The organism is Gordonia metallireducens, from assembly GCF_021245825.1.
GTDB classification, from domain to species: Bacteria; Actinomycetota; Actinomycetes; order Mycobacteriales; family Mycobacteriaceae; genus Gordonia; species Gordonia namibiensis.
The window spans coordinates 15,392-33,999 of record NZ_JAJQJP010000030.1 but is presented as its reverse complement, the minus strand read 5'-3'; the positions used below and the strand labels follow the sequence as shown (position 1 = coordinate 33,999).

Genomic DNA, 18,608 nt, shown 5'->3' with positions numbered 1-18,608 from the left:
CGGTTACCGGTTGAAAAGTCCTCAGTCCCAGCTCAGTCCGCCGCGACGCCATTCATAGGCGTAGGCAACGGAGACATTGACGATGAACAAGAGCATGGCCGCGAGGCCGAACCAGCCGAAGGAGTCGAAGGCGACGGCCCAGGGGTAGAGGAAGACGATCTCGATGTCGAAGATGATGAACAGCATCGCGGTGAGGTAGTACTTGACCGGCACCCGCTGGACCGGGCCGCTGAACGTGGGGCCCTCGCCCCCGCGACGGGAGGCAGGAGTCAGGAGGCTCTGGCCGACCGGCTCGATGCCACACTCGTACGCCTCGAGTTTGGCGCGGTTGTACCGTTTCGGGCCGATCGCGACGCCGATGAAGACGCTGAAAACGGCAAACGCCACGCCGATTGCCCCGAGGATCATGATCGGGACGTAGGCGTTCAAAGCGTGGACTCCTCCTCGCTCCGGGCGGCCGAAACGCCTGGTGGGCGGTTCCGGCTCGGCGATTGTCCTGCCCGTGCCAGTGGTTCGGTCAGAACCTCCCGACGCGGTTGTGAGCTACAACACAAGCCTAGGTGGTCGTCCCGCGGGAGTCACCCGTTTCAGGCAGTTCGGCGTTTCTCGACCATCTCGACGAAGGCTTCCGGGAGGGCGATCGGATCGACCGGGAGCGTGGCGACGGCATCGGCCCGCGACCATTCGGCGAGCCAGCGATCGTCGGCGCGGCCGAGCAGCACGAGCACCGGTGGACTCGGGTCCAGTTCGTCCTTCATCTGTTTGGCGATCCCCATCCCGCCGGCCGGAGAGGCCTCGCCGTCGGCGATCACCGCATCGACGACTCCGGCGTCGAGCTGGGCGAAGACCATTGGAGCCGTGGCGACTTCGATGAAGCTGAGTTCGGGGATATCCTGGGACGGCCGGGTACCGAGCGCACCGATGACCTGGGCCCGGGTATCGGAATCGTCGGAATAGACCAGCACGCGCAGCGACCGGGCAGCCTGGGGGTGGGTCACGCGTGCGATGTTACCGGTGGGGGCGTCGGGGTGACCCGGTTTTGCACTTCGTCCGGTGGTCCGTGCTAATGCCGAGCTGCTCGCGAAAGTTTTTGTGGAGAAACGTTATTGGTATGCCGACGCACAGTTGTGGCCGCCTACCGGCAGGCCAGGTCAGGGCAACTGTCCGAAAAGTCGGGGTTTGCGTGACGATCGGGTTACCCATAAGGTAAGCCGAACCTTACTTAGGTAAGTACACCCTGATAGAGAGTTGCCGAGATGTCGTACCCGCTTACGCGGCTTCGGCGGTCAGTCGCCGCCCTGTCCACGCTCCTCGTCCCCGTGCTCGTCGTGACGGCGTGCGGCGACGGAGGCTCCGACGCCGACCGTGCCAACGGGCCGGAGACCGCGACGACGCTGACCGTCGCGACCAACAAGGACTCCGGTCCGCTCAACATCTTTGCTGGTCAGACCGATCAGATGGCCGAGATGGTGTACGACAAGCTGCTGGCTCCGTCGCCGTACGTCGCCGAACCGCAGCCGTGGCTCGCGACCTCCGTCGAGCAGATCGACGCGACGACGTGGGAGGTCGCCCTCCGAGACGACGTGAAATGGCACGACGGTGAGCCGTTCACCGCCGATGACGTCATGTTCAGCTTCCACTTCATGCATGCCGCGCCGACGGGCCGTTTCACCCATCACATCAATGACACGCCGTCGATCTCGACCGTGGTCCCGACCGCCGACGGCGTCCGTTTCGTCTGCGACTACGCCTGCCCTGAATTGGGTACGGTGACCCTGGCCGACCTGCCGATCCTCCCGGAGCACGTCTGGTCGAAGATCGATCCCGCCGACGTCAAACAGGTGACAGACCTGCCGATCGGCACCGGGCCGTTCAAGCTCGTCGACTACAACCCGACGTCGGGTTACCGCTTCGAGGCCAACACCGACTACTTCGCGGGCAAGCCCACCGTCGACGAGATCGTCATGCCGGTGATCCCGGATGCGTCGGCCACCTTCACCGCGCTGCGTTCGGGTGAGATCGATGCGACGACACGTCCACTCAATCCCGAACTCGTCGAACAGTTCCAGGCGACGCCGAACATCGGGGTCATCGAGGCCTCACCGCTCCAGTACCCCGAACTCAAGCTGAACTTCCTCGAAGCCCCGTTCACAGAGGCCCGCTTCCGTACCGCGATGAGCCGTGCGGTCAACCGCGACCAACTGCTCGAAGTGGTTGCCCTCGGACGAGGCCGCCCCGCGACGCAGGGCTACGTCCACCCCGACGCGCCGTACGCCAAGCCGGACACCAACACCCCGTACGACGCCGACGAAGCGCGCACCATCCTCGACGAGCTCGGTTACCGCGACGTCGACGGCGACGGCAAGCGGGAGAAGCCCACCGGTGAGAAGCTCTCGCTGACCCTGTACGTCGACGGTGGGCTCGCCCCCGACGTGCGGGCGGCCGAACTCCTCCGGGAGGACTTCGGCGCTGTGGGCGTCGACGTGTCGATCAAGGCCCTCGACGCGGGTTCCATTTCCGAGGTCAGCTCGGACAAAGCCTACGACATGCTGATCACGACGAACTCCCCGCACGCCGTTGCCGATTCGACGCAGTTCATCATGTCGCACCGTTCGGGCAACCTGTGGAAGCACCCGACCCTGCCCTATCCCGAGTTCGATGCGCTCTACGAGGAGTGGAAGGTCACGGAGACCAACGAGGACCGGATCGAGGCGCTGTACAAGATCCAGGACGTCTTCAACAAGCAGCCGACGGCCATCGGCCTGTACTACCCGGAGGAGTACTGGGGCTACCGCTCGGACAAGTTCGGTGGCTGGGTGGTGACGCCGGGCTACGGCATCGTGCAGAAGTGGTCCTTCCTGCCGCGCGATGTTGCCGAGAAGGCTCACGCGATCGCCCCGACCGACTGACATGTACGCAGATCGACTGTGGCCGCTCGTCCGACGGGCCGGCCAGTACCTGCTGGTGCTGTGGGCGGCGGTGACGCTGAACTTCGCGCTACCGCACCTGGCGCCGGGCGACCCGGTCGTCTACCTGTACGGCGGTGAAGAAGGCAACCTCGCGCCGGAATACGTCGAGCAGATCCGCGCCGAGTACGGACTCGATCACAGCATCTTGGAGCAGTACCTGTCCTTCTGGACAGGTCTGCTCCGAGGTGACCTGGGCATGTCGGTGTCGATGAACCGACCGGTGTTCGACGTCCTGATGGACAAGCTGCCGTGGACGGTGGCGCTCGTCGGCCTGGGCCTGCTGTTCGCCGCGGTCCTGGGCACCTTCCTCGGAACCTGGGCGGCATGGCGTCGTGGATCCAGGCGGGAGACCGCGACCGTGACGGCGACGCTTGCCGTGGACTCGATGCCCGGTTTCTGGGTCGGCATGATCCTCATCGCGATCTTCTCCGTGGGGCTCGGCTGGTTCCCGTCCTACGGTGCCGCCACCATCGGGTCGTCGGGTTGGGCCTGGTTCGGCGAGGTGATCTCACGGCTTGTCCTGCCGGTCGCGACCCTGACGATCGCCGGCGTCGGCGGCTTCTTCCTGCTTTCCCGGGCCTCGACCGTGGTGGTGCTCGACGAGCCCTATCTCCGTCTCGCCCGTGCCAAAGGGTTGCGCGAGCGGCAGGTGGCCCTGGGCCACGCGATGCGTAACGCGTTGCTGCCGGTCTTCACCACTCTCACGCTCGCCGTGGGCACCATGCTGTCCGGTGCGGTGGTCGTCGAGACCGTCTTCTCGTATCCGGGTCTGGGAAAACTGACCTACGACGCGGTGACCACCCGCGACTACCCGCTGCTGCAAGGTGCGTTCCTGCTCACGACGATCGGCATCATCGGGGCCAACATCATCGCCGATCTCACCTATCCACTGATCGACCCGCGGGTCCGGCGCCGACGTCACGAGACGGCCGAATCGGAACTGCAGGAAGCGGTTACACCATGAATCGGGCAACCGCCGTGGGCAGCGGCCCCACCGTGTCGTCCAGGTCGCAAACCTCGGCCATCGTCGGCGCGAGCATCCTCGGGCTCTTGGCGGTGTGCGCGATCTTCGCGACGTGGATCTCGCCCTATGACCCCGGCGAACGCGTCACCCGACCGTTCGCGCGGCCTTCCGGTGACCACTGGCTCGGCTCCGACGACGCCGGCCACGACCTGTTCTCCATGCTGTTGCACGGCGCCGAGATCTCGTTGATGGTAGGCATCGTCGCGGCGCTGGCCGCCACCCTGATCGGGGCACTGGTCGGAGTCGTCGCAGGCTACTGCCGCGGCCCGGTCGACTCGGTGCTGATGCGCGTCACCGACGTCGTCCTGTCCCTACCTGTGCTGCCGCTGACGATCGTCGTCGGCGTGTTCATCGGCCCCGGATTGTCCACGCAGATCCTGGTGATCTCCTCGGTCCTGTGGGCGGGCCTGGCTCGCGAACTACGATCCCAGGTGCTGTCGCTGCGTGAGCGCGACCATCTGCAGGCCCTGCGGTCGATGGGCGCGACCACTCCCTACGTGCTCCGGCGTCACGTGCTCCCGGCTGTTGTGCCGCTGGTGATCCCGCAGTTCATCTTGGCCACCAAGACCGCGGTGCTCCTCGAGGCGTCGCTGTCCTTCCTCGGTCTCGGCGACATCTCGGCTCCGAGTTGGGGATCGATGCTTTCGCTGGCACACAAGCGCAGCGCATTCCTCACCGACGCCTGGATGTGGTGGGTGGTGCCGCCGGGAATCGCCATCGCCGCAACCGTCCTGGGCTTCGCACTGATCGGCAACGCATTGGAAGATCGGTCCCGGCCGATGCTGGTGCGGCGGAAGAAGTCGTCGAAGAAGCCCACGGTCCGACACTCCCCGCCGGCCGCCGATGCTCCGCCGATCCGGATCTCGCACCTCTCGGTCACCTACCGTGAGGACGGGAAACACACGGTCGACGACGTGAGCCTCACGGCGAATGCCGGCGAGATCGTCGCCCTGGTAGGGGAATCGGGAAGTGGCAAATCCACTGTGGCCGCGGTCGCCGTCGGCCTACTGGCACCGGCCGGTGAGATCACCTCGGGTTCGGTGGAGATCTGCGGGACCGACGTCACCTCCATGCGTCCCGATGAACTACGGACCATGCGCGGCAACGACATCGCCTTGATACCGCAGGAGGCGATGAGTGCGCTCAATCCGGTGCAGCGCATCGGTGACCAGCTGATCGAGGCCATCCGGGTTCACCGCGACGTGACCCGGGCGTCGGCACGGGCGCGTGCTCTCGACCTTCTCGGTTTCGTCGGTATCGACGAAAACCGGATCGACGCCTACCCGCACGAACTCTCCGGCGGGATGCGTCAGCGGGTGGTGATCGCCACCGCCCTGGCCAACGACCCGACGGTGCTGATCGCCGACGAACCGACCAGTGGGCTCGACGTGCTCGTGGAGGCCGAGGTCCTCGACCTGCTGTCTCGTCTGCGGAACGAGCTCGGACTCACCGTACTGCTGGTGTCCCACAATCTCGCGGCGGTCGAGAGGGTCGCCGACACCATCGCGGTGATGTACGACGGCAAGATCATCGAGTCCGGACCGACAGCCGAGCTGATGGCCCATCCGCAGCAGGAGCACACCCGCGAGTTGCTGGGTTCGATCCTCCGGTTGGGACCCGCCACAACGGAACTGGTGACCACATGAGTCTTCTCGAGATCTCCGGACTGTCCGTGCAGTTCGGTGAACACACCGTCGTCGACAAGGTGGACCTGCGCGTCGACGCCGGCGAATCCGTTGCCCTGGTGGGCGGCTCGGGGGCAGGGAAGTCGACGGTCGCGAAGGTCGTCGCCGGCCTGGTCCCCGCATCTGCGGGTTCGGTTGTTTTCGACGGCACCGACCTGCTGTCGCTGTCCCGACGGAAGGCCCGACCCCTCCGTCGAGACATCCACCTGGTGTTCCAGGACCCGTATTCCTCACTGCCGCCCACGATGCGGGTATCCGACATCGTTGCCGAACCTCTGGTCATCCACGGGATCGGTGATCGGCAGGAGCGTGCCGACGCGGTGGTCCGCGCGCTCGAAGCCGTGAATCTGTCCCCGGCGCAGGATTATCTCGACCGGTTCCAGCACCAGCTGTCCGGCGGCGAACGGCAACGGGTGGCATTCGCACGGGCGGTCGTGGCCGCGCCCCGGCTCATCCTCGCCGACGAGCCGACGAGCGGCCTGGACGCATCGTTGCGGATGGAGATCATCGATCTGATGGACCGTCTGTGTCGCATCGACGGTATCGCCATCGTCCACATCACCCACGATCTCGCTCTCGCACAACGCGGTTCGAAACGCGTCGTGGTGATGAAAGCCGGTCGTGTGGTGGAATCCGGCTCGGTGGACGAGGTGCTGTCGGCACCCCGAGATCCCTACACCGCACGACTCGTGTCAGCCGCGAGTCGGCCGCGGAACGATTGAGAGAAGGATGATGACAAAGTTCGCCATGGTGACGATGTATCCGACAGGGGAAGGGTCGCCCTTCGCCGAGGGGAGACTCGGCTTCGACGTCACCGGTATCGACTGCTACGCCCTCGACGACGCGACCCTCGCACCATTCGACGTGCTCGTCTTCTCCTCGACCGTCGACCAGGAGCATCTCGCGCGGCGTCGGGACGTGATCCGCCGCTTCCTCGACGCGGGCAACGTGGTCATCTTCGGTGGACATCTGCACCGCGACTGGCTGCCCGGTACCGAGCCGTTCGTGCCTGCCCTACCGCAGCGCCGCGCCACGTACGAGGTCGCCGAGGTCGCGGAGCACCCCATCTTTGCCGGGGTGACGAAGCTCGACATGGACACCCGCCGCGGGGTCCGAGGATTCTTCGCGCGCGGTCACCATCCGGTGCCCGACGGCGCCGAGATCCTCGTGCGGCTCATCGGTGGACAGCCGGTCACCTACATCGACCGCGTGTCGACCGCAGGCACCGTTTTCGTCCATGCGACGGCTGACCTGTTCGCCTACTCCTCGGGGATCGAGGACAGTACCGCCGCGCAGATCCCGTCGCAGCTCGCACGATGGGCGTGCGACGAGGTCGCCGACCTGCGTGCGAGACCGCGTCCGGCAGGTAACGCACCCACCGACCCTCGGGAAGAGTTGCCCGAGAGTCCCTCCACGGGAACAGGTTCCGGGGTTGCCGCGGTTTACGGTGGTAATGCCCACCACCATCGGGCGTTGACCATCGAGAAGTACGGCCAACACCTCACTGGTGGTCTGCTGTATCTCCCCGAGCTCGCCACCACCGACCTGCGCGGCTACGACGCCGTCATCATCCCGGAGCGGATTCATCGCGGACACCTGAACGCGGCGGCGCCACGAATCCTCGAGTTCCTCGAATCGGGTGGCACCGTAGTCGCTTTCAGTGGCGGGGAGCCCTTCGCGGACTTCCTTCCCGGCGTGAGGTGGGCGCATCGTCCGACCAATTACTGGTGGTGGCTCGAGGACGGTGCCGACATGGGGCTGCGATCCCCCCGACCGGACCACTCCCTCTTCGGTCGGCTCGATCTGAAGGCCTGCACATGGCACTACCACGGCGTCCTCGAGCCACCCGCCGGTGCGGAGGCGCTGGTCAATCTGCCGACCGGGGAGACGTTGCTCTACATCGACGAGGTGACCACCCCCGGCACACTTGTGGTTTCCACACTTGATCCGATGTCGCACTTCGGTGCCTACTTCATGCCCGCGACCGAACGGTTTCTCGACGGGTTCATGCCATGGCTCCCGCAGTTCGCGGCCGCCCAGGCGCGCACGTCGCGCCCGCTCAACGACCAGGAGGTCACCAGATGACAGATCTGACACTCGTCGACCAGGGAAAGACGTTGTCCTACAGCATCGACGACGTCATGCTCTACCACGGCCCGGGCTTCCCCGGCGGAGTGGCGCACGCGTACAAGGTGCTCGAACGCGCACTGCCGATGCTCGGTGCCGACGGAACCGTCGAACGCCGAGACATCCACGTGGCGACGGCCCACCGGGGTCCGGGCGTCCGGGACACCATGGAGATGGTGACGCGCGCGGTGACCGAGGACCGGTACTCCGTCGACTCGTCACTGGAACGCAACGATCGCGGAGAGACGCTCGAGCGCTACGTCTTCGAACTCTGCTACCGCGACAGGCGCGTCCGGCTGGAGATCCGTGAGGGCTTTGTCACCGACGAGTTCATCCGACTGGGTCGTCAGACCTCCCGGACCGAGACCGAGGAACGACGGCTGACGGTCCTGAAGCAGGAGATGGCCGAACGGCTTCTTTCGGCGCCCGCCGAGGACGTCTACGACGTCGTCGACGTCTGACGAAAGCGTGGATCGGTAGCGAAAAAGCCCCTGCAGCGATGCCGACCGCTGCAGGGGTCGCCGTGCCGGCCTCAGTGCTCGGTCGAGAACCCGACGCGGCGCCGGTGGACCTCGAGCGCGAAGGTGACGAGCTGATCGATGAGATCGGCGTAGGGCACGCCGGTGGCCTCCCACAGCTTCGGGTACATCGAACCCGGGGTGAACCCGGGGATGGTGTTGACCTCGTTGAGCAGCCACCCGCGGCCGTCGGCCTCGTAGAAGAAGTCCACCCGGGCCATACCGGTGCAGCGCATCGCCGTGAAGGTCCGGGCCGCGAGCTCCCTGGCCTCCGCGATCACGGCGTCGGGCAGGGCGGCCGGGATGACGAGCTTCGCCGCGCCGGTGACGTACTTGTCCTCGTAGTCGTAGAACTCGCTGCCGGGTTCGATCTCGCCGGGCACCGACGTCTCGGGTGCCGTGTCGCCGAGGACGGCCACCTCGATCTCGCGACCGGTGACGGCCTCCTCGATGATCACCACGTTGTCGTAGCGCAGGGCCAGGTTGATCGCGGCGTCCAGCTCGCGCTCGTCGTGCGCCTTGGAGATGCCGACCGACGATCCGAGGTTCGCGGGCTTGACGAACACCGGTAGTCCGAGGTCTTCGACAACCCGGGAGACGATGGTGTCCGGGTCGTCGACGCCGTCGCGGAACTCCACCCATTTGCACTGCGGGATGCCGGCCTGGGCGGCGACGATCTTCGCCATCGCCTTGTCCATGCACAGCGCCGACGAGAGCACCCCGGCGCCGACGTACGGCAGCTTGAACAGCTCGAGCATCCCCTGGATGGTGCCGTCCTCGCCGTGCGGACCGTGCAGCAGCGGCAACACGACGGTGATGGCCTCATCGGCGTGACCACGGAGTTCGGTCAGCGGGTCGACGACGCTGCCCGCCACCTCCAGGACGTCCGGGAGCGGGGTGCCGTCGGCGATCGCGGCCATGGCCTTGTCGTTGCGCAGCCAGGTGCCGTCCTTGGCGATCCCGATGGGGACCAGGTCGTATTTTGCCCGGTCAGCGGCGGCGAGAACGTGCGCGGCTGTGACCCGTGACACATCATGTTCGGCGGAGACCCCGCCATAGAGGACCACAAGACGCAGGAGCCGCGAAGACATGCATGTCACGATACGGCCCCCGGCAACCGAGTTCTCGGGGTGGACTGGCCGGTTGTGGGTTTCGACACGGCTCCTCGCTGCGCTCGTCGCCTGCTCAACCAGCGAGGGCACCCGGCCCCTTGTGCGCTCGTCGCCTGCTCAACCAGCGAGGGCACCCGGCTCCTCGCTGCGCTCGCCGCCTGCTCAACCAGCGAGGGCACCTGGCTCCTCGCTGCGCTCGTCGCCTGCTCAACCAGCGGGGGATGGCCCTCTGCCGGCCGAGTAGCGACGACCGAACGGAGTGAGGCCGCCGCGTATCGAGGTCAGCACCATGACGGCTCGGGAAGCCGGTCGACCGCCGTCGGCTAGCGTGAGGTCGTGCATTTCTTGGCGAGTGAGGTCGCAGCATCCGTCGGCGGCGAGTTGATCGGTCCCGACGTGCAGATCGACGGGGCGAGCATCGACTCGCGCAACGTCCGGCCGGGGCAGCTGTTCGTGCCGATCGTGGCCGAGCGGGACGGTCACGACTTCATCCCGTCGGCCCTCGAGAGCGGCGCGGCGGCCTACTTCACCTCCCGCGACGAGGTCGCCCGCGGTACTGCCATCCGCGTCGCCGACACCGCCCTCGCCCTCGCCGACCTCGGTCGCGCGGTCCGCCGCCGCATCCCCGACCGCGTCGTGGGCATCACCGGCTCGGTCGGCAAGACCTCCACCAAGGATCTCCTCGCCGGCGTCCTGCAGACCACCTACCGCACCGCGGCGAGCGAGAAGTCCTTCAACAACGAACTGGGCCTCCCGCTGACCCTGGCCGGTGCAGCCGACGACGTCGAGGCCGTGGTCCTCGAGATGGGTGCACGGGGGATCGGCCACATCGACCTGCTGTGCTCCATCGCGAGCCCGACCGTCGGTGTGATCACGCGCGTCGAAGGCGTCCACCTCGAGTTGTTCGGGGACATCGAATCGGTGGCCCGCGCGAAGGGGGAGCTGGTCGAGTCCCTCCCGGCCGACGGGATCGCCGTTCTGAACGCCGACCACCGGTACGTCGCGGCGATGGCGGATCGCGCCTCGGCGCGGGTGCTGCGGTACGGCCTGTCGCCGGATGCCGACGTGTACGCGTCGGACATCGTCGTCGACGACGAGCTGCGAGCATCCTTCCGGCTGCACACGCCGTGGGGTTCGACCGACGTGCGACTCGGCGCGCGAGGGGAGCATCAGGTGCCCAACGCGCTCGCGGCCGCTGCGGCCGGCGGCGGTCTCGGAGTGTCCGTCGAGGACATCGCGAACGGCATGTCGGCCGCCGAATTGTCCGGTCTGCGAATGGAACTCGCCAAGACCGCGGACGGCACGATCGTGCTCAACGATGCCTACAACGCGAACCCGACGTCGATGTCGGCGGCTCTGAAGTCGCTTGCCGCGCTGCCGGCCGGGCGGCGGGTTGCCGTTCTCGGCACCATGGCGGAACTCGGATCGGATTCCCCGGCCCAGCACCACGCGATCGCGCTCGAGGCGCACGAGCTCGGCATCGAGGTCATCGCGGTCGACGAACCCGACTACGGCGACACCGCGCGCCACACCTCCGGAGTCGACGAGGCGGTTGCCGCGCTGGGCGACCTCGGCGAAGGAGATGCAGTGCTGGTCAAGGGAAGTCGCGTCGCCGCGTTGGAGCGGGTGGCGCAGGCCCTGCTCAGCTGAGGTCCGCCTCAGCCGGGCGTCACGAGGTCGGTGATCCCCAGTCCTCCACGGCGTCGGCCTCGGCGGCCGCCCGGGCACGATACTCGCTCGGTCCGATTCCGAGTTCGGCCCGGAATCGGTTGCGCATCGTGGGACTCGACGGGAAACCGGAGACCCTCGCCACCTCGGAGACCGCCATGTCCGGACGCGTCCGGAGGAGTTCGCAGGCGGTCTTGAGTCTGCGGTCGGCGATGCGTGCGGCCAACGAGTCCTCGGTGTCCTCGAAGTGCCGGTACAGCTGACGGCGGCTGATGTGCAGGTAGCGGGCGATCGCGTTCGGGGTGAACGACGGGTCGCGATGGTGACGCTCGATGAGGTCGGAGACCGCCTCCCGCACGAACAGGGCGTTGTCGGTGATCTGTCGGTTGTCGTAGTCGAGCTGTCCGAGCGCAGCGCGAACGAGTTCGATGGCGGCCATCTCCGTGTCCGGGTCGGGTTCGGTCACGCCGACTGCGGTGTCGGACGCGAACTGCAGGATGAACGAGGCGGTCGCGCGCGCCAGGAGGGTGTGGGAGGCGACCGGCCGGCGGGCCTGTTCGGCGACACGGCGCTGGTTCCCGAGGAGTTCGAGCGGGATCACCAGGCCCGCAGGGTCATTGATCTCGAAGGTCCGCTCGAGATAGGGGGAGGCGTTGCTGACGAAGGCGAGTTGTCCGGGGCCATAGGCGAAATCGCGTGACCCCTGGCGGATGATGTGCCTGCCCTCCAGGGTGTGAACCCCGATGACCAGGTCTTCGGAGGGCTGCTCGGAGATGAGGCGCGGGTTCCGCGACACCTGGAGCGGGGTGTGCAAGCTGCAGAAGGTGCCGATCATCGAGAGCTGACGTACGTACATCAGCGAGTCGAACGAACCGGGGTCATCGGTCTGCACCTCGACGTGCTGCCCGAAGTCGCGCATGCCGTCGGGTCCGGTGAGTCGGATCGGTTCGGCAGGTATGTTGCTGCGGTGCACGCCGACCCGTCGCTCCCACGCCGCGATCACCTTCGGGGGCAGGGGTGCCGACGAGACGTCGTTCCGGAACAACTCGGTCATCCCCGGCTCCCCGGTGCCGCTGCGCCCCCGCCGGGATCCGGTTGTGTACGTGATCCGGTCATGCCGACTCACCCGAGGAGTTCCGGTTCCAGGCCGGGAGGACCACGAGGGACGCCAGGAAGAAGCAGATCGCCCCGATGAAGGTTCCCCAGTTCGCCATCGCCGTGTCGACCGTGACTCCGCCCTTGGACACGTAGGCGCCCACCGCGGCGACGCCGAAGGCGACGCATCCGATGAGGTTGATCTGCACCGACCACCAGCCGGCCGAACCCGGATCGAAGAACTTGTGTGCGTGCCGGTAGCCGCGAACGGCCATGAAGCCGCTGACGAGGAAGAGGATCGATCCGCCGGCGTCCGGAGACCAGACGAACTCTCTCTGGGAGGGAATCGAATGCGCGGTGAGTGCCGCGGTGGTGCTCACGTTGAACAGGATCGTTCCCAACGACTGGGTCGACGCCGCGAGCCAGTCGGCGCGCACCATGATGCCGCTGCCGTAGTCGACCTTGGTCGTCACGGGGCCACTCAGGATCAGCTGGATCAGCCCGGCGGCGGTGAAGAACCACGCACCGATGAAGCAGCACAGATTGACGGCCGACGCTCCGGCCCAGCTGCCGAAGCCCGGCGCCGCACTCAACGCGAAGAGCGCGGACCCGATCATGAAGCCCCAACACTGTTTGTTCAGGGTCGGGATGAAGAACGTGCTGCGCCTGGGGGCTGACGCGGCAATACTCATTGTCTACCTGTCTGTGTATGCGACGATGCGTCCCCGGCCTGGAAGGGGATGCCAGGCCGGGGACACGTCGGGGGGTCGCGGAAGAGCTACGCGATCAGTGGTGGAAGTGCGAGCGCTCGCCCTCGACCGGCATGGGGCCCTCGAGACGATCGAGGAAGTCGACCTCGGTCTGGATGTCGGCGATGAGTGCACGAGCGAGGTCGTGGCTCAGGCCGGCGCGGACGACGATGCGCTGCACGGTCAGGTCGGCGAGGTCGTCGGCCATCGGGTAGGCCGGGACCAGCCAGCCCTTCATGCGCAGGCGATCCGACAGGTCGTAGAGGTTCCAGTTGTCGGTGTGACCCGACTTCAGGCGCCATGCGAAGACCGGGATGGTGTCGCCCTTGCTGACGAGTTCGAAGGCGTCGATCTTGGCGATCTCCGACGACAGCCACTGCGCGACGTCGAGCGAACCCTGCTGGACCTGGCGGTAGCCCTCACGGCCGAGGCGCAGGAACTGGTAGTACTGCAGCAGCACCTGGGCGCCGGGGCGCGAGAAGTTCAGTGCCAGGGTGGGCATGTCGCCACCGAGGTAGCTGCAGTGGAAGACCATGCTCTCCGGCAGGGCCTCGGTGTCGCGCCACACGATCCAGCCGACACCCGGGTAGACCAGGCCGAACTTGTGGCCCGAGGTGTTGATGGAGACGACGCGGTCGACGCGGAAGTCCCACTCGAGGTCGGGCTGGCAGAACGGAGCGATCATGGCGCCCGACGCGCCGTCGACGTGGATCTTCACGTCCAGGCCGGTGTCGGCCTGGATCTGGTCCAGCTTGGCGGCGATCTGCTTCACCGGCTCGTACATGCCGGTGTAGGTCTGGCCCATGATGGCGACGACGCCGATGGTGTTCTCGTCGACGTACTTCTCGAGCTCATGGCCGTCGAGGACCATGTGCTCGGGACTGATCGGCACCCAGCGCGGCTCTACCTCGAAGTAGTTGCAGAACTTCTCCCAGCAGACCTGAACAGCGGTGGACAGCACCAGGTTCGGGGTCTCGGTGGACTTGCCCTCGGCCTTGCGGCGGGCCTGCCAGTGACGCTTGAGGGCCAGGCCGCCGAGCATGCAGGCCTCCGACGAACCGATGGTCGAGGTGCCGATGGCGTTGTCGACGTTCGGGTTGTGCCACAGATCGGCGAGGATCTTCCAGCAGCGGTCCTCGATGGCGGCCGTCTGCGGGTACTCGTCCTTGTCGATCATGTTCTTGTCGACGGTCTCGGAGTAGAGCTTCTTCGCCTCGTCGTCCATCCAGGTGGACACGAAGGTTGCGAGGTTCAGGCGGGCGTTGCCGTCGAGCATCGCCTCGTCGTGGACGATCTGGTAGGCGGTCTCGGGCAACAGCATGTCGTCGGCCATCGAGAACTTGGGCAGATCGGTGGCCTCGCCCGGGCGTGTGAAGACGGTCCGCAGGTTCAGGTTGTCGCCGATGTTGGTCGTGGCGCGGGCTTGCGAGTTCGATTTAGGTGTCATGTATTCCTCCTGGTGTTCAGATGCTAAGGCGCTCAATACCGAAAATGGGGGCGGTTGAAGCGATCTACTCGAGGTAGACGACAGTCACGGGGGCTTGTCTGTCTTGACCTCCCTAGACTTCCACCGGCGGATACAGACGGTCCATCGTGTACTGGCGGTTTCGGCGGGCGGCCCACGACGAGATGGCCAGGCAGCCCAAGGTGATTCCGCTGAGGACACCGATGGCGAGCCACAGTCGGTAGTCGATGCCGCCGACCGTGAGTTGTCGGAGGCCCTCCACCGTGTAGGTCATCGGGTCTACGTAGTGGATGTACTGGAACGGCGTGGCCGTGGTCGGCACGGGATAGATACCACCGGCGGACACCAGCTGGACCATCAGGAACGCCAGTGTCACAACACGTCCGACCGCGACGTCGAAGACGGCGTTGAACATCTGGATCATCGCCATGAAGGTGGCGACCACGAGCAACAGATACAGGAACGTGGCTATCGGGTACTCGGCACGGAGACCGACCGCGAAGGTGACCACCGTGTACAGCACGGTGGCCTGGATGAAACCGATGGCGAAAGCGGGTGTGTACGAGGCCAATACGACGCGCAGCGAGGAGAAGCCCTGAACGATCGGGCGGGATTGGAGCGGAGTCAACAACATCCAGGTGATGATGCCGCCGACGAACAATGCCAGGGACATGAAGAACGGAGCGAAGCCGGTACCGAAGGTCGGGGCCTCGTGCGTGTAGTCCTCCTGCAACTCGACGGGCTGCGCCAGCGTCTTGGCGATCTCCGTCTTCTCCTGGTTGGTCCAGGACGGGATGGCCTTGACCCCTTCTTCCAGACCGGACGCCAGTTCGTCGGCACCCGCGCTCAGCTCACCGAGGCCAGAGCTGAGTTCGGCTGAGCCGCTCTTCAGTTCGTTGGCGGCACCGCGTGCGGCGAGGATGTCGTTGCGAAGGCCGCCGTTCTCGACGAGGGTGAGGCCGAGGCGGAGGGGGCTGTTCGGATTGCCGAGCTGCTGCGAGAGCACGTTGGCGTCGTTGTTCAGCTGGGTGAGCTGGTTGTTCGCGTCCGGTCCGAGTCCGCTGGTGCGCAGGAACTGTTGTGCGGGGGAAAGGGCATTGGCGAGAGATCGCATCGTGGGATCCGGCGACGAACTCAGCTGGGCGATGACCGAGTCGAGGCCCTTGCTGGCCTGCGACTGCTGATTCGCGGCGGTCGTGAGTTCGTTCGACGCCGCTCCGGCATTGCGGGCGAGTCGATCTGCGGCCGCATTCACCTCGGCTGAGGACAGACCGGTCTGGTCGGCGCCGAGTGCGTTGAGCAGGGGATCGGTGGCCTTGATCAGTGCGGAGTCGAGTTGGCCGAGACCGGACGCGAGCTCCTGAGCGCCCGAGTCGGCGGTCTTCAGACCGGCGGCAAGTTCGTTCGCGCCGTCGGCCGCTTCCGTCAGCTTGGGCGTGAGGTCCCCGACCTCGTTGAGGACGATCTCGAACGTCTGCGCGCCGACCTGTGCGCTGACCTTGTTGACGACCTGCTGGGCGGCGTCCTGACCGATGATCGTCGCCAGGTAGTTGTTGGCGTCGTTGTAGGTGAACACCAGCGGCGCCGAACGCGGCTTGTCGCTCGTGGGTGAGGCGATCGCCTTGCTGAAGTCGGCGGGCAGCGTGATCGAGAAGTAGTACTTGCCGTGCGCGACGCCGTCGGCGGCCTCGGCGGCGGAGACCTCGTGCAGGTCGAGCTGCTTGGACTCGATCAGTCCGGCGGCCACCTGGGAGCCGGCGTCTAGCTTCTGCCCCTCGACGACCGCGCCGGTGTCCTCGTTGACGAGTGCGACCGGGATCTTGTCGGCGGCGGCGAACGGATTCCAGAACGCCCACAGGTACATCGCGCCGTAGAGGAGAGGCATGAGCATGATGACCACGAGCGCCAGCCGGGGCATCCGGCCCCGGTAGTAACGCTTGATGTCGCTGCCCGGCGAGAATGCGGCAAACATGTTCCTACGTCCGATCTTCGTGCTCGAGGCCGACGAACTGGCCATCTGTGAGGTTGTCGACGGGGATGACGTCGCGGACGCCGCCGGCCGGGGACACGGCGTTGATGTCGGCGGTGATCACCGTCTGGGCGCGGCCCAGGTCGACCAGCCGGTCCATGAGATGGACCTGGTTCTCGCGACGGGTCAGGTTGTCCACCCCGCCGACGACCAGCAGCGGCGGGCGCCGCAGGTTGCCCACGGCGATCCGGAAGAGCGCGGCGGTCAGCTCGGGGAGCTCCTCGACGAACGATTCCATCGCGGGCAGGGGATAGGGCCCGAAGACGGGCCGACAGATGCGTTCGAGGTCTTCCTCGCGTGCGGGCGTGACCCACTTGTACCAAGGCGCCGACCACCGGATCTGCTCGGTGATGACGTCGCTGACCCGGATGGTCTGCTCGATCTCGTCGACCTCGTCGATCCATGCGACGGCGGCGTTCTTGAACAGATGGTGGGCGTCGTTCGACCGGTCGAAGGCGACGAGTTCACCCTTGGTCGGCTTCATGCGACCTGCGAGAGTGAGGAGCAGTGCGGTGCGGCCTCGACCTTCCGGTCCGGCGAGGACGGTGACCCCGCCGGACCGGATCTGGAAATCGACCGGGCCGTAGATGTGGCCCCAGGAGGCATCCACGGAGAGTCCGTGGGCTTCGATCAGGGTCGCGTCAGAGGGGGTGCCGCCAGGCTCCGGGGCATCACGCATCGCTGCCGCCCGATCCGAAGACCACATCGTCCAACTTTCTGTCGTTGTGTCGGCATAACCGACTTGCCTGCCGTACCGCCGGTGAGCAGTACGACAGGCTGGGGGTGAATTCAGAGGTTCTTGAAGATTCGCGCGGCTTCGCCCTTGATGAGTGGGTCTGTGCCGTCGACCAGTCCTTGGGACGTCCCGTCGAATACCCGAGTGACTCGGATGAGTGTGCGACCGTGAACAGTCACTTTGCTGGACATACGTTGGAACTTAGCCCAGGCATATCCGGCATATCAATGCGAACGCGCAGGTCACAGAGGGCGAACCTGGCACGAAATTCGCCCCGGCAACCTGTAACGGCTCCGGGGTCCGGTTCGAAGTGCCCGCTACGTCCGCGAACAGCACGTTTGGGGTGAACGGCCGTAATCCTCATGATGTGTCCGGAATCCCGCGGACTGGGTTTCGGTGTCCCCTTTCCGGGGGAAAGAATGGCTGGGCCAGGGCAATCTCCGAAGACGGCACGATATTGCCGTTACCCGGGAGTAACACCATAGTTCGCGTTAACTTCTCGTCGTCGCGACGCCACCGAAGTGCCTCACCAGGTTTGCGGTGTGTGAATCGGTGCCACATTTCGGTCGCTGGACCCAATCGTCGTCGGATCGGCCTGTCAGAATCTCTCGTCATGACCGACCTCACCCACGCCCACGCCTTGTCTCTTTCCACCGTGCCGAATCTCCGGGACCTCGGCGGATGGACGACCGCCGATGGACGCCGGGTCCGACCCGGTCTGGTCTTCCGGTCCACCGAGCTCCACCGACTGGCCGGTGACGACCTCGCCAAGTTCGACGCGCTGGGTATCACGGCCGTCTACGACCTCCGCACGGTTGCCGAGCGTTCGGCTGCGCCGGACCCGGCACTGCCCGGCGTCGCAGAGGTCCCCTTGGACGTGCTGGCCGATTCGTCGACCGCGATCCCGGCCCGTCTCAACGAGGTGGTCGCCGATCCGGCCGCGGTCGCCGCGGTGAGCGATGCGCTCGGTGGAGGTAAGGCGGCGGAGCTGATGGAGGCCACCTACCGACAGATCCTGACCCTGCCCAGCGCCCATGCGGCCTACCACCGGCTGTTCAGCGCACTCGCCGAGCCCGTGCAGCCGGGAGCGGCACTGTTCCACTGCACGACCGGCAAGGACCGGACCGGCTGGGCCGCTGCCACCTTCCTCTCTGTGCTCGGTGTCGGACGTGACGAGGTGTTCGAGGACTACCTGCTCACCAACGACGAGCTCATCCCGGCACTGCACCCGGTCTTCGCCGCGTTCCAGACGGCCGGCGGCGACCCCGAGGTGTTGAAGCCGATCCTCGGCGTCCAGCGGAACTACCTCGAGGGAGCTTTCGAGGAGATGACCGTGCAGTTCGGCGACATCGAGGGTTACTTCCGCGACGGCCTGGGGCTGGATCCCGCTGTGCCGGAATTGCTCCGGAAGCGCTACCTGGACGAATGACC

The 18,608-nt window shown here is 66.3% G+C and carries 16 protein-coding genes; 8 read left to right on the top strand and 8 right to left on the bottom strand.

The window, feature by feature from the left end; genetic code table 11:
• Positions 1–21: 21 nt before the first annotated feature.
• Positions 22–429 (bottom strand): NADH-quinone oxidoreductase subunit A, encoded by a 408-nt coding sequence (locus tag LQD00_RS11570; protein WP_006866513.1) that lies wholly within the window; start codon positions 427–429, stop codon positions 22–24.
• A gap of 158 nt (positions 430–587) precedes the next feature.
• A complete protein-coding gene (locus LQD00_RS11565) occupies positions 588–998 on the bottom strand; it encodes a hypothetical protein (protein WP_232717334.1) in 411 nt (136 codons plus the stop codon).
• A 258-nt stretch (positions 999–1,256) separates the two neighbouring features.
• On the opposite strand from LQD00_RS11565, the gene LQD00_RS11560 reads away from it, so the two are divergent.
• Genes LQD00_RS11560 through LQD00_RS11535 form a run of 6 tightly spaced genes read left to right on the top strand, consistent with a single transcriptional unit; the run spans position 1,257 to position 8,266 of the window.
• Complete coding sequence (locus tag LQD00_RS11560; RefSeq protein WP_232717333.1) at positions 1,257–2,909, top strand: ABC transporter substrate-binding protein; 1,653 nt, start codon at positions 1,257–1,259, stop codon at positions 2,907–2,909.
• Position 2,910: 1 nt separating this feature from the next.
• On the top strand, positions 2,911–3,933 hold the full coding sequence (locus LQD00_RS11555; protein WP_232717331.1) for an ABC transporter permease: 1,023 nt from the start codon (positions 2,911–2,913) through the stop codon (positions 3,931–3,933).
• On the top strand, positions 3,930–5,639 hold the full coding sequence (locus LQD00_RS11550; RefSeq protein ID WP_232717330.1) for a dipeptide/oligopeptide/nickel ABC transporter permease/ATP-binding protein: 1,710 nt from the start codon (positions 3,930–3,932) through the stop codon (positions 5,637–5,639). Before LQD00_RS11555 ends, LQD00_RS11550 begins: the two co-directional genes overlap by 4 nt.
• Entirely contained in the window at positions 5,636–6,400 is a 765-nt protein-coding gene (locus tag LQD00_RS11545) for an ABC transporter ATP-binding protein (protein WP_232717328.1), read from the top strand. The genes LQD00_RS11550 and LQD00_RS11545 overlap by 4 nt, the downstream gene beginning before the upstream one ends.
• Positions 6,401–6,407: 7 nt before the next feature.
• A complete protein-coding gene (locus tag LQD00_RS11540) occupies positions 6,408–7,763 on the top strand; it encodes a ThuA domain-containing protein (RefSeq protein ID WP_232717326.1) in 1,356 nt (451 codons plus the stop codon).
• Entirely contained in the window at positions 7,760–8,266 is a 507-nt protein-coding gene (locus LQD00_RS11535; RefSeq protein ID WP_232717325.1) for a hypothetical protein, read from the top strand. The genes LQD00_RS11540 and LQD00_RS11535 overlap by 4 nt, the downstream gene beginning before the upstream one ends.
• 71 nt (positions 8,267–8,337) lie before the next feature.
• On the opposite strand, the gene LQD00_RS11530 is transcribed toward LQD00_RS11535, so the two are convergent.
• A complete protein-coding gene (locus LQD00_RS11530; RefSeq protein ID WP_232717324.1) occupies positions 8,338–9,414 on the bottom strand; it encodes a D-alanine--D-alanine ligase family protein in 1,077 nt (358 codons plus the stop codon).
• Positions 9,415–9,771: 357 nt separating this feature from the next.
• On the opposite strand from LQD00_RS11530, the gene LQD00_RS11525 reads away from it, so the two are divergent.
• Positions 9,772–11,085 carry a UDP-N-acetylmuramoyl-tripeptide--D-alanyl-D-alanine ligase gene (locus LQD00_RS11525; protein ID WP_232717323.1) on the top strand — a complete coding sequence of 438 codons (1,314 nt, stop codon included), beginning with the start codon at positions 9,772–9,774 and terminating at the stop codon, positions 11,083–11,085.
• Positions 11,086–11,104: 19 nt separating this feature from the next.
• Here the strand turns inward: LQD00_RS11525 and LQD00_RS11520 are convergent, their stop codons facing one another.
• The 5 genes from LQD00_RS11520 to LQD00_RS11500 all read right to left on the bottom strand — a co-directional run bounded on the left by LQD00_RS11520 (position 11,105) and on the right by LQD00_RS11500 (position 17,120).
• Positions 11,105–12,157 carry a helix-turn-helix domain-containing protein gene (locus LQD00_RS11520; RefSeq protein WP_232717322.1) on the bottom strand — a complete coding sequence of 351 codons (1,053 nt, stop codon included), beginning with the start codon at positions 12,155–12,157 and terminating at the stop codon, positions 11,105–11,107.
• Between the two features lie 58 nt (positions 12,158–12,215).
• A complete protein-coding gene (locus LQD00_RS11515) occupies positions 12,216–12,890 on the bottom strand; it encodes a hypothetical protein (RefSeq protein WP_232717320.1) in 675 nt (224 codons plus the stop codon).
• A 94-nt stretch (positions 12,891–12,984) separates the two neighbouring features.
• Complete coding sequence (locus LQD00_RS11510) at positions 12,985–14,394, bottom strand: glutamate decarboxylase (RefSeq protein WP_232717318.1); 1,410 nt, start codon at positions 14,392–14,394, stop codon at positions 12,985–12,987.
• 112 nt (positions 14,395–14,506) lie between these two features.
• The gene (locus tag LQD00_RS11505; protein WP_143933729.1) at positions 14,507–16,384 is read right to left on the bottom strand and encodes a YhgE/Pip domain-containing protein; all 1,878 of its coding nucleotides are present in this window, start codon (positions 16,382–16,384) and stop codon (positions 14,507–14,509) included.
• A 4-nt stretch (positions 16,385–16,388) separates the two neighbouring features.
• Positions 16,389–17,120, bottom strand: a complete 732-nt coding sequence (locus LQD00_RS11500) for an ATP-binding cassette domain-containing protein (RefSeq protein WP_006866521.1) — start codon at positions 17,118–17,120, stop codon at positions 16,389–16,391.
• A gap of 670 nt (positions 17,121–17,790) precedes the next feature.
• Between LQD00_RS11500 and LQD00_RS11495 the strand changes: the two genes are divergently transcribed.
• Entirely contained in the window at positions 17,791–18,606 is an 816-nt protein-coding gene (locus LQD00_RS11495; RefSeq protein ID WP_232717316.1) for a tyrosine-protein phosphatase, read from the top strand.
• The last annotated feature ends 2 nt before the right edge of the window (positions 18,607–18,608 follow it).

Excerpts from the sequence above, each read along its gene's own strand:
- LQD00_RS11545 (WP_232717328.1), top strand. The coding sequence starts at position 5,636 with ATGAGTCTTCTCGAGATCTCCGGACTGTCCGTGCAGTTCGGTGAACAC.
- LQD00_RS11500 (WP_006866521.1), bottom strand. The coding sequence starts at position 17,120 with ATGCGTGATGCCCCGGAGCCTGGCGGCACCCCCTCTGACGCGACCCTG.
- LQD00_RS11510 (WP_232717318.1), bottom strand. The coding sequence starts at position 14,394 with ATGACACCTAAATCGAACTCGCAAGCCCGCGCCACGACCAACATCGGC.
- LQD00_RS11555 (WP_232717331.1), top strand. The coding sequence starts at position 2,911 with ATGTACGCAGATCGACTGTGGCCGCTCGTCCGACGGGCCGGCCAGTAC.
- LQD00_RS11520 (WP_232717322.1), bottom strand. The coding sequence starts at position 12,157 with ATGACCGAGTTGTTCCGGAACGACGTCTCGTCGGCACCCCTGCCCCCG.
- LQD00_RS11535 (WP_232717325.1), top strand. The coding sequence starts at position 7,760 with ATGACAGATCTGACACTCGTCGACCAGGGAAAGACGTTGTCCTACAGC.
- LQD00_RS11530 (WP_232717324.1), bottom strand. The coding sequence starts at position 9,414 with ATGTCTTCGCGGCTCCTGCGTCTTGTGGTCCTCTATGGCGGGGTCTCC.
- LQD00_RS11560 (WP_232717333.1), top strand. The coding sequence starts at position 1,257 with ATGTCGTACCCGCTTACGCGGCTTCGGCGGTCAGTCGCCGCCCTGTCC.
- LQD00_RS11495 (WP_232717316.1), top strand. The coding sequence starts at position 17,791 with ATGACCGACCTCACCCACGCCCACGCCTTGTCTCTTTCCACCGTGCCG.
- LQD00_RS11505 (WP_143933729.1), bottom strand. The coding sequence starts at position 16,384 with ATGTTTGCCGCATTCTCGCCGGGCAGCGACATCAAGCGTTACTACCGG.
- LQD00_RS11515 (WP_232717320.1), bottom strand. The coding sequence starts at position 12,890 with ATGAGTATTGCCGCGTCAGCCCCCAGGCGCAGCACGTTCTTCATCCCG.
- LQD00_RS11540 (WP_232717326.1), top strand. The coding sequence starts at position 6,408 with ATGATGACAAAGTTCGCCATGGTGACGATGTATCCGACAGGGGAAGGG.
- LQD00_RS11550 (WP_232717330.1), top strand. The coding sequence starts at position 3,930 with ATGAATCGGGCAACCGCCGTGGGCAGCGGCCCCACCGTGTCGTCCAGG.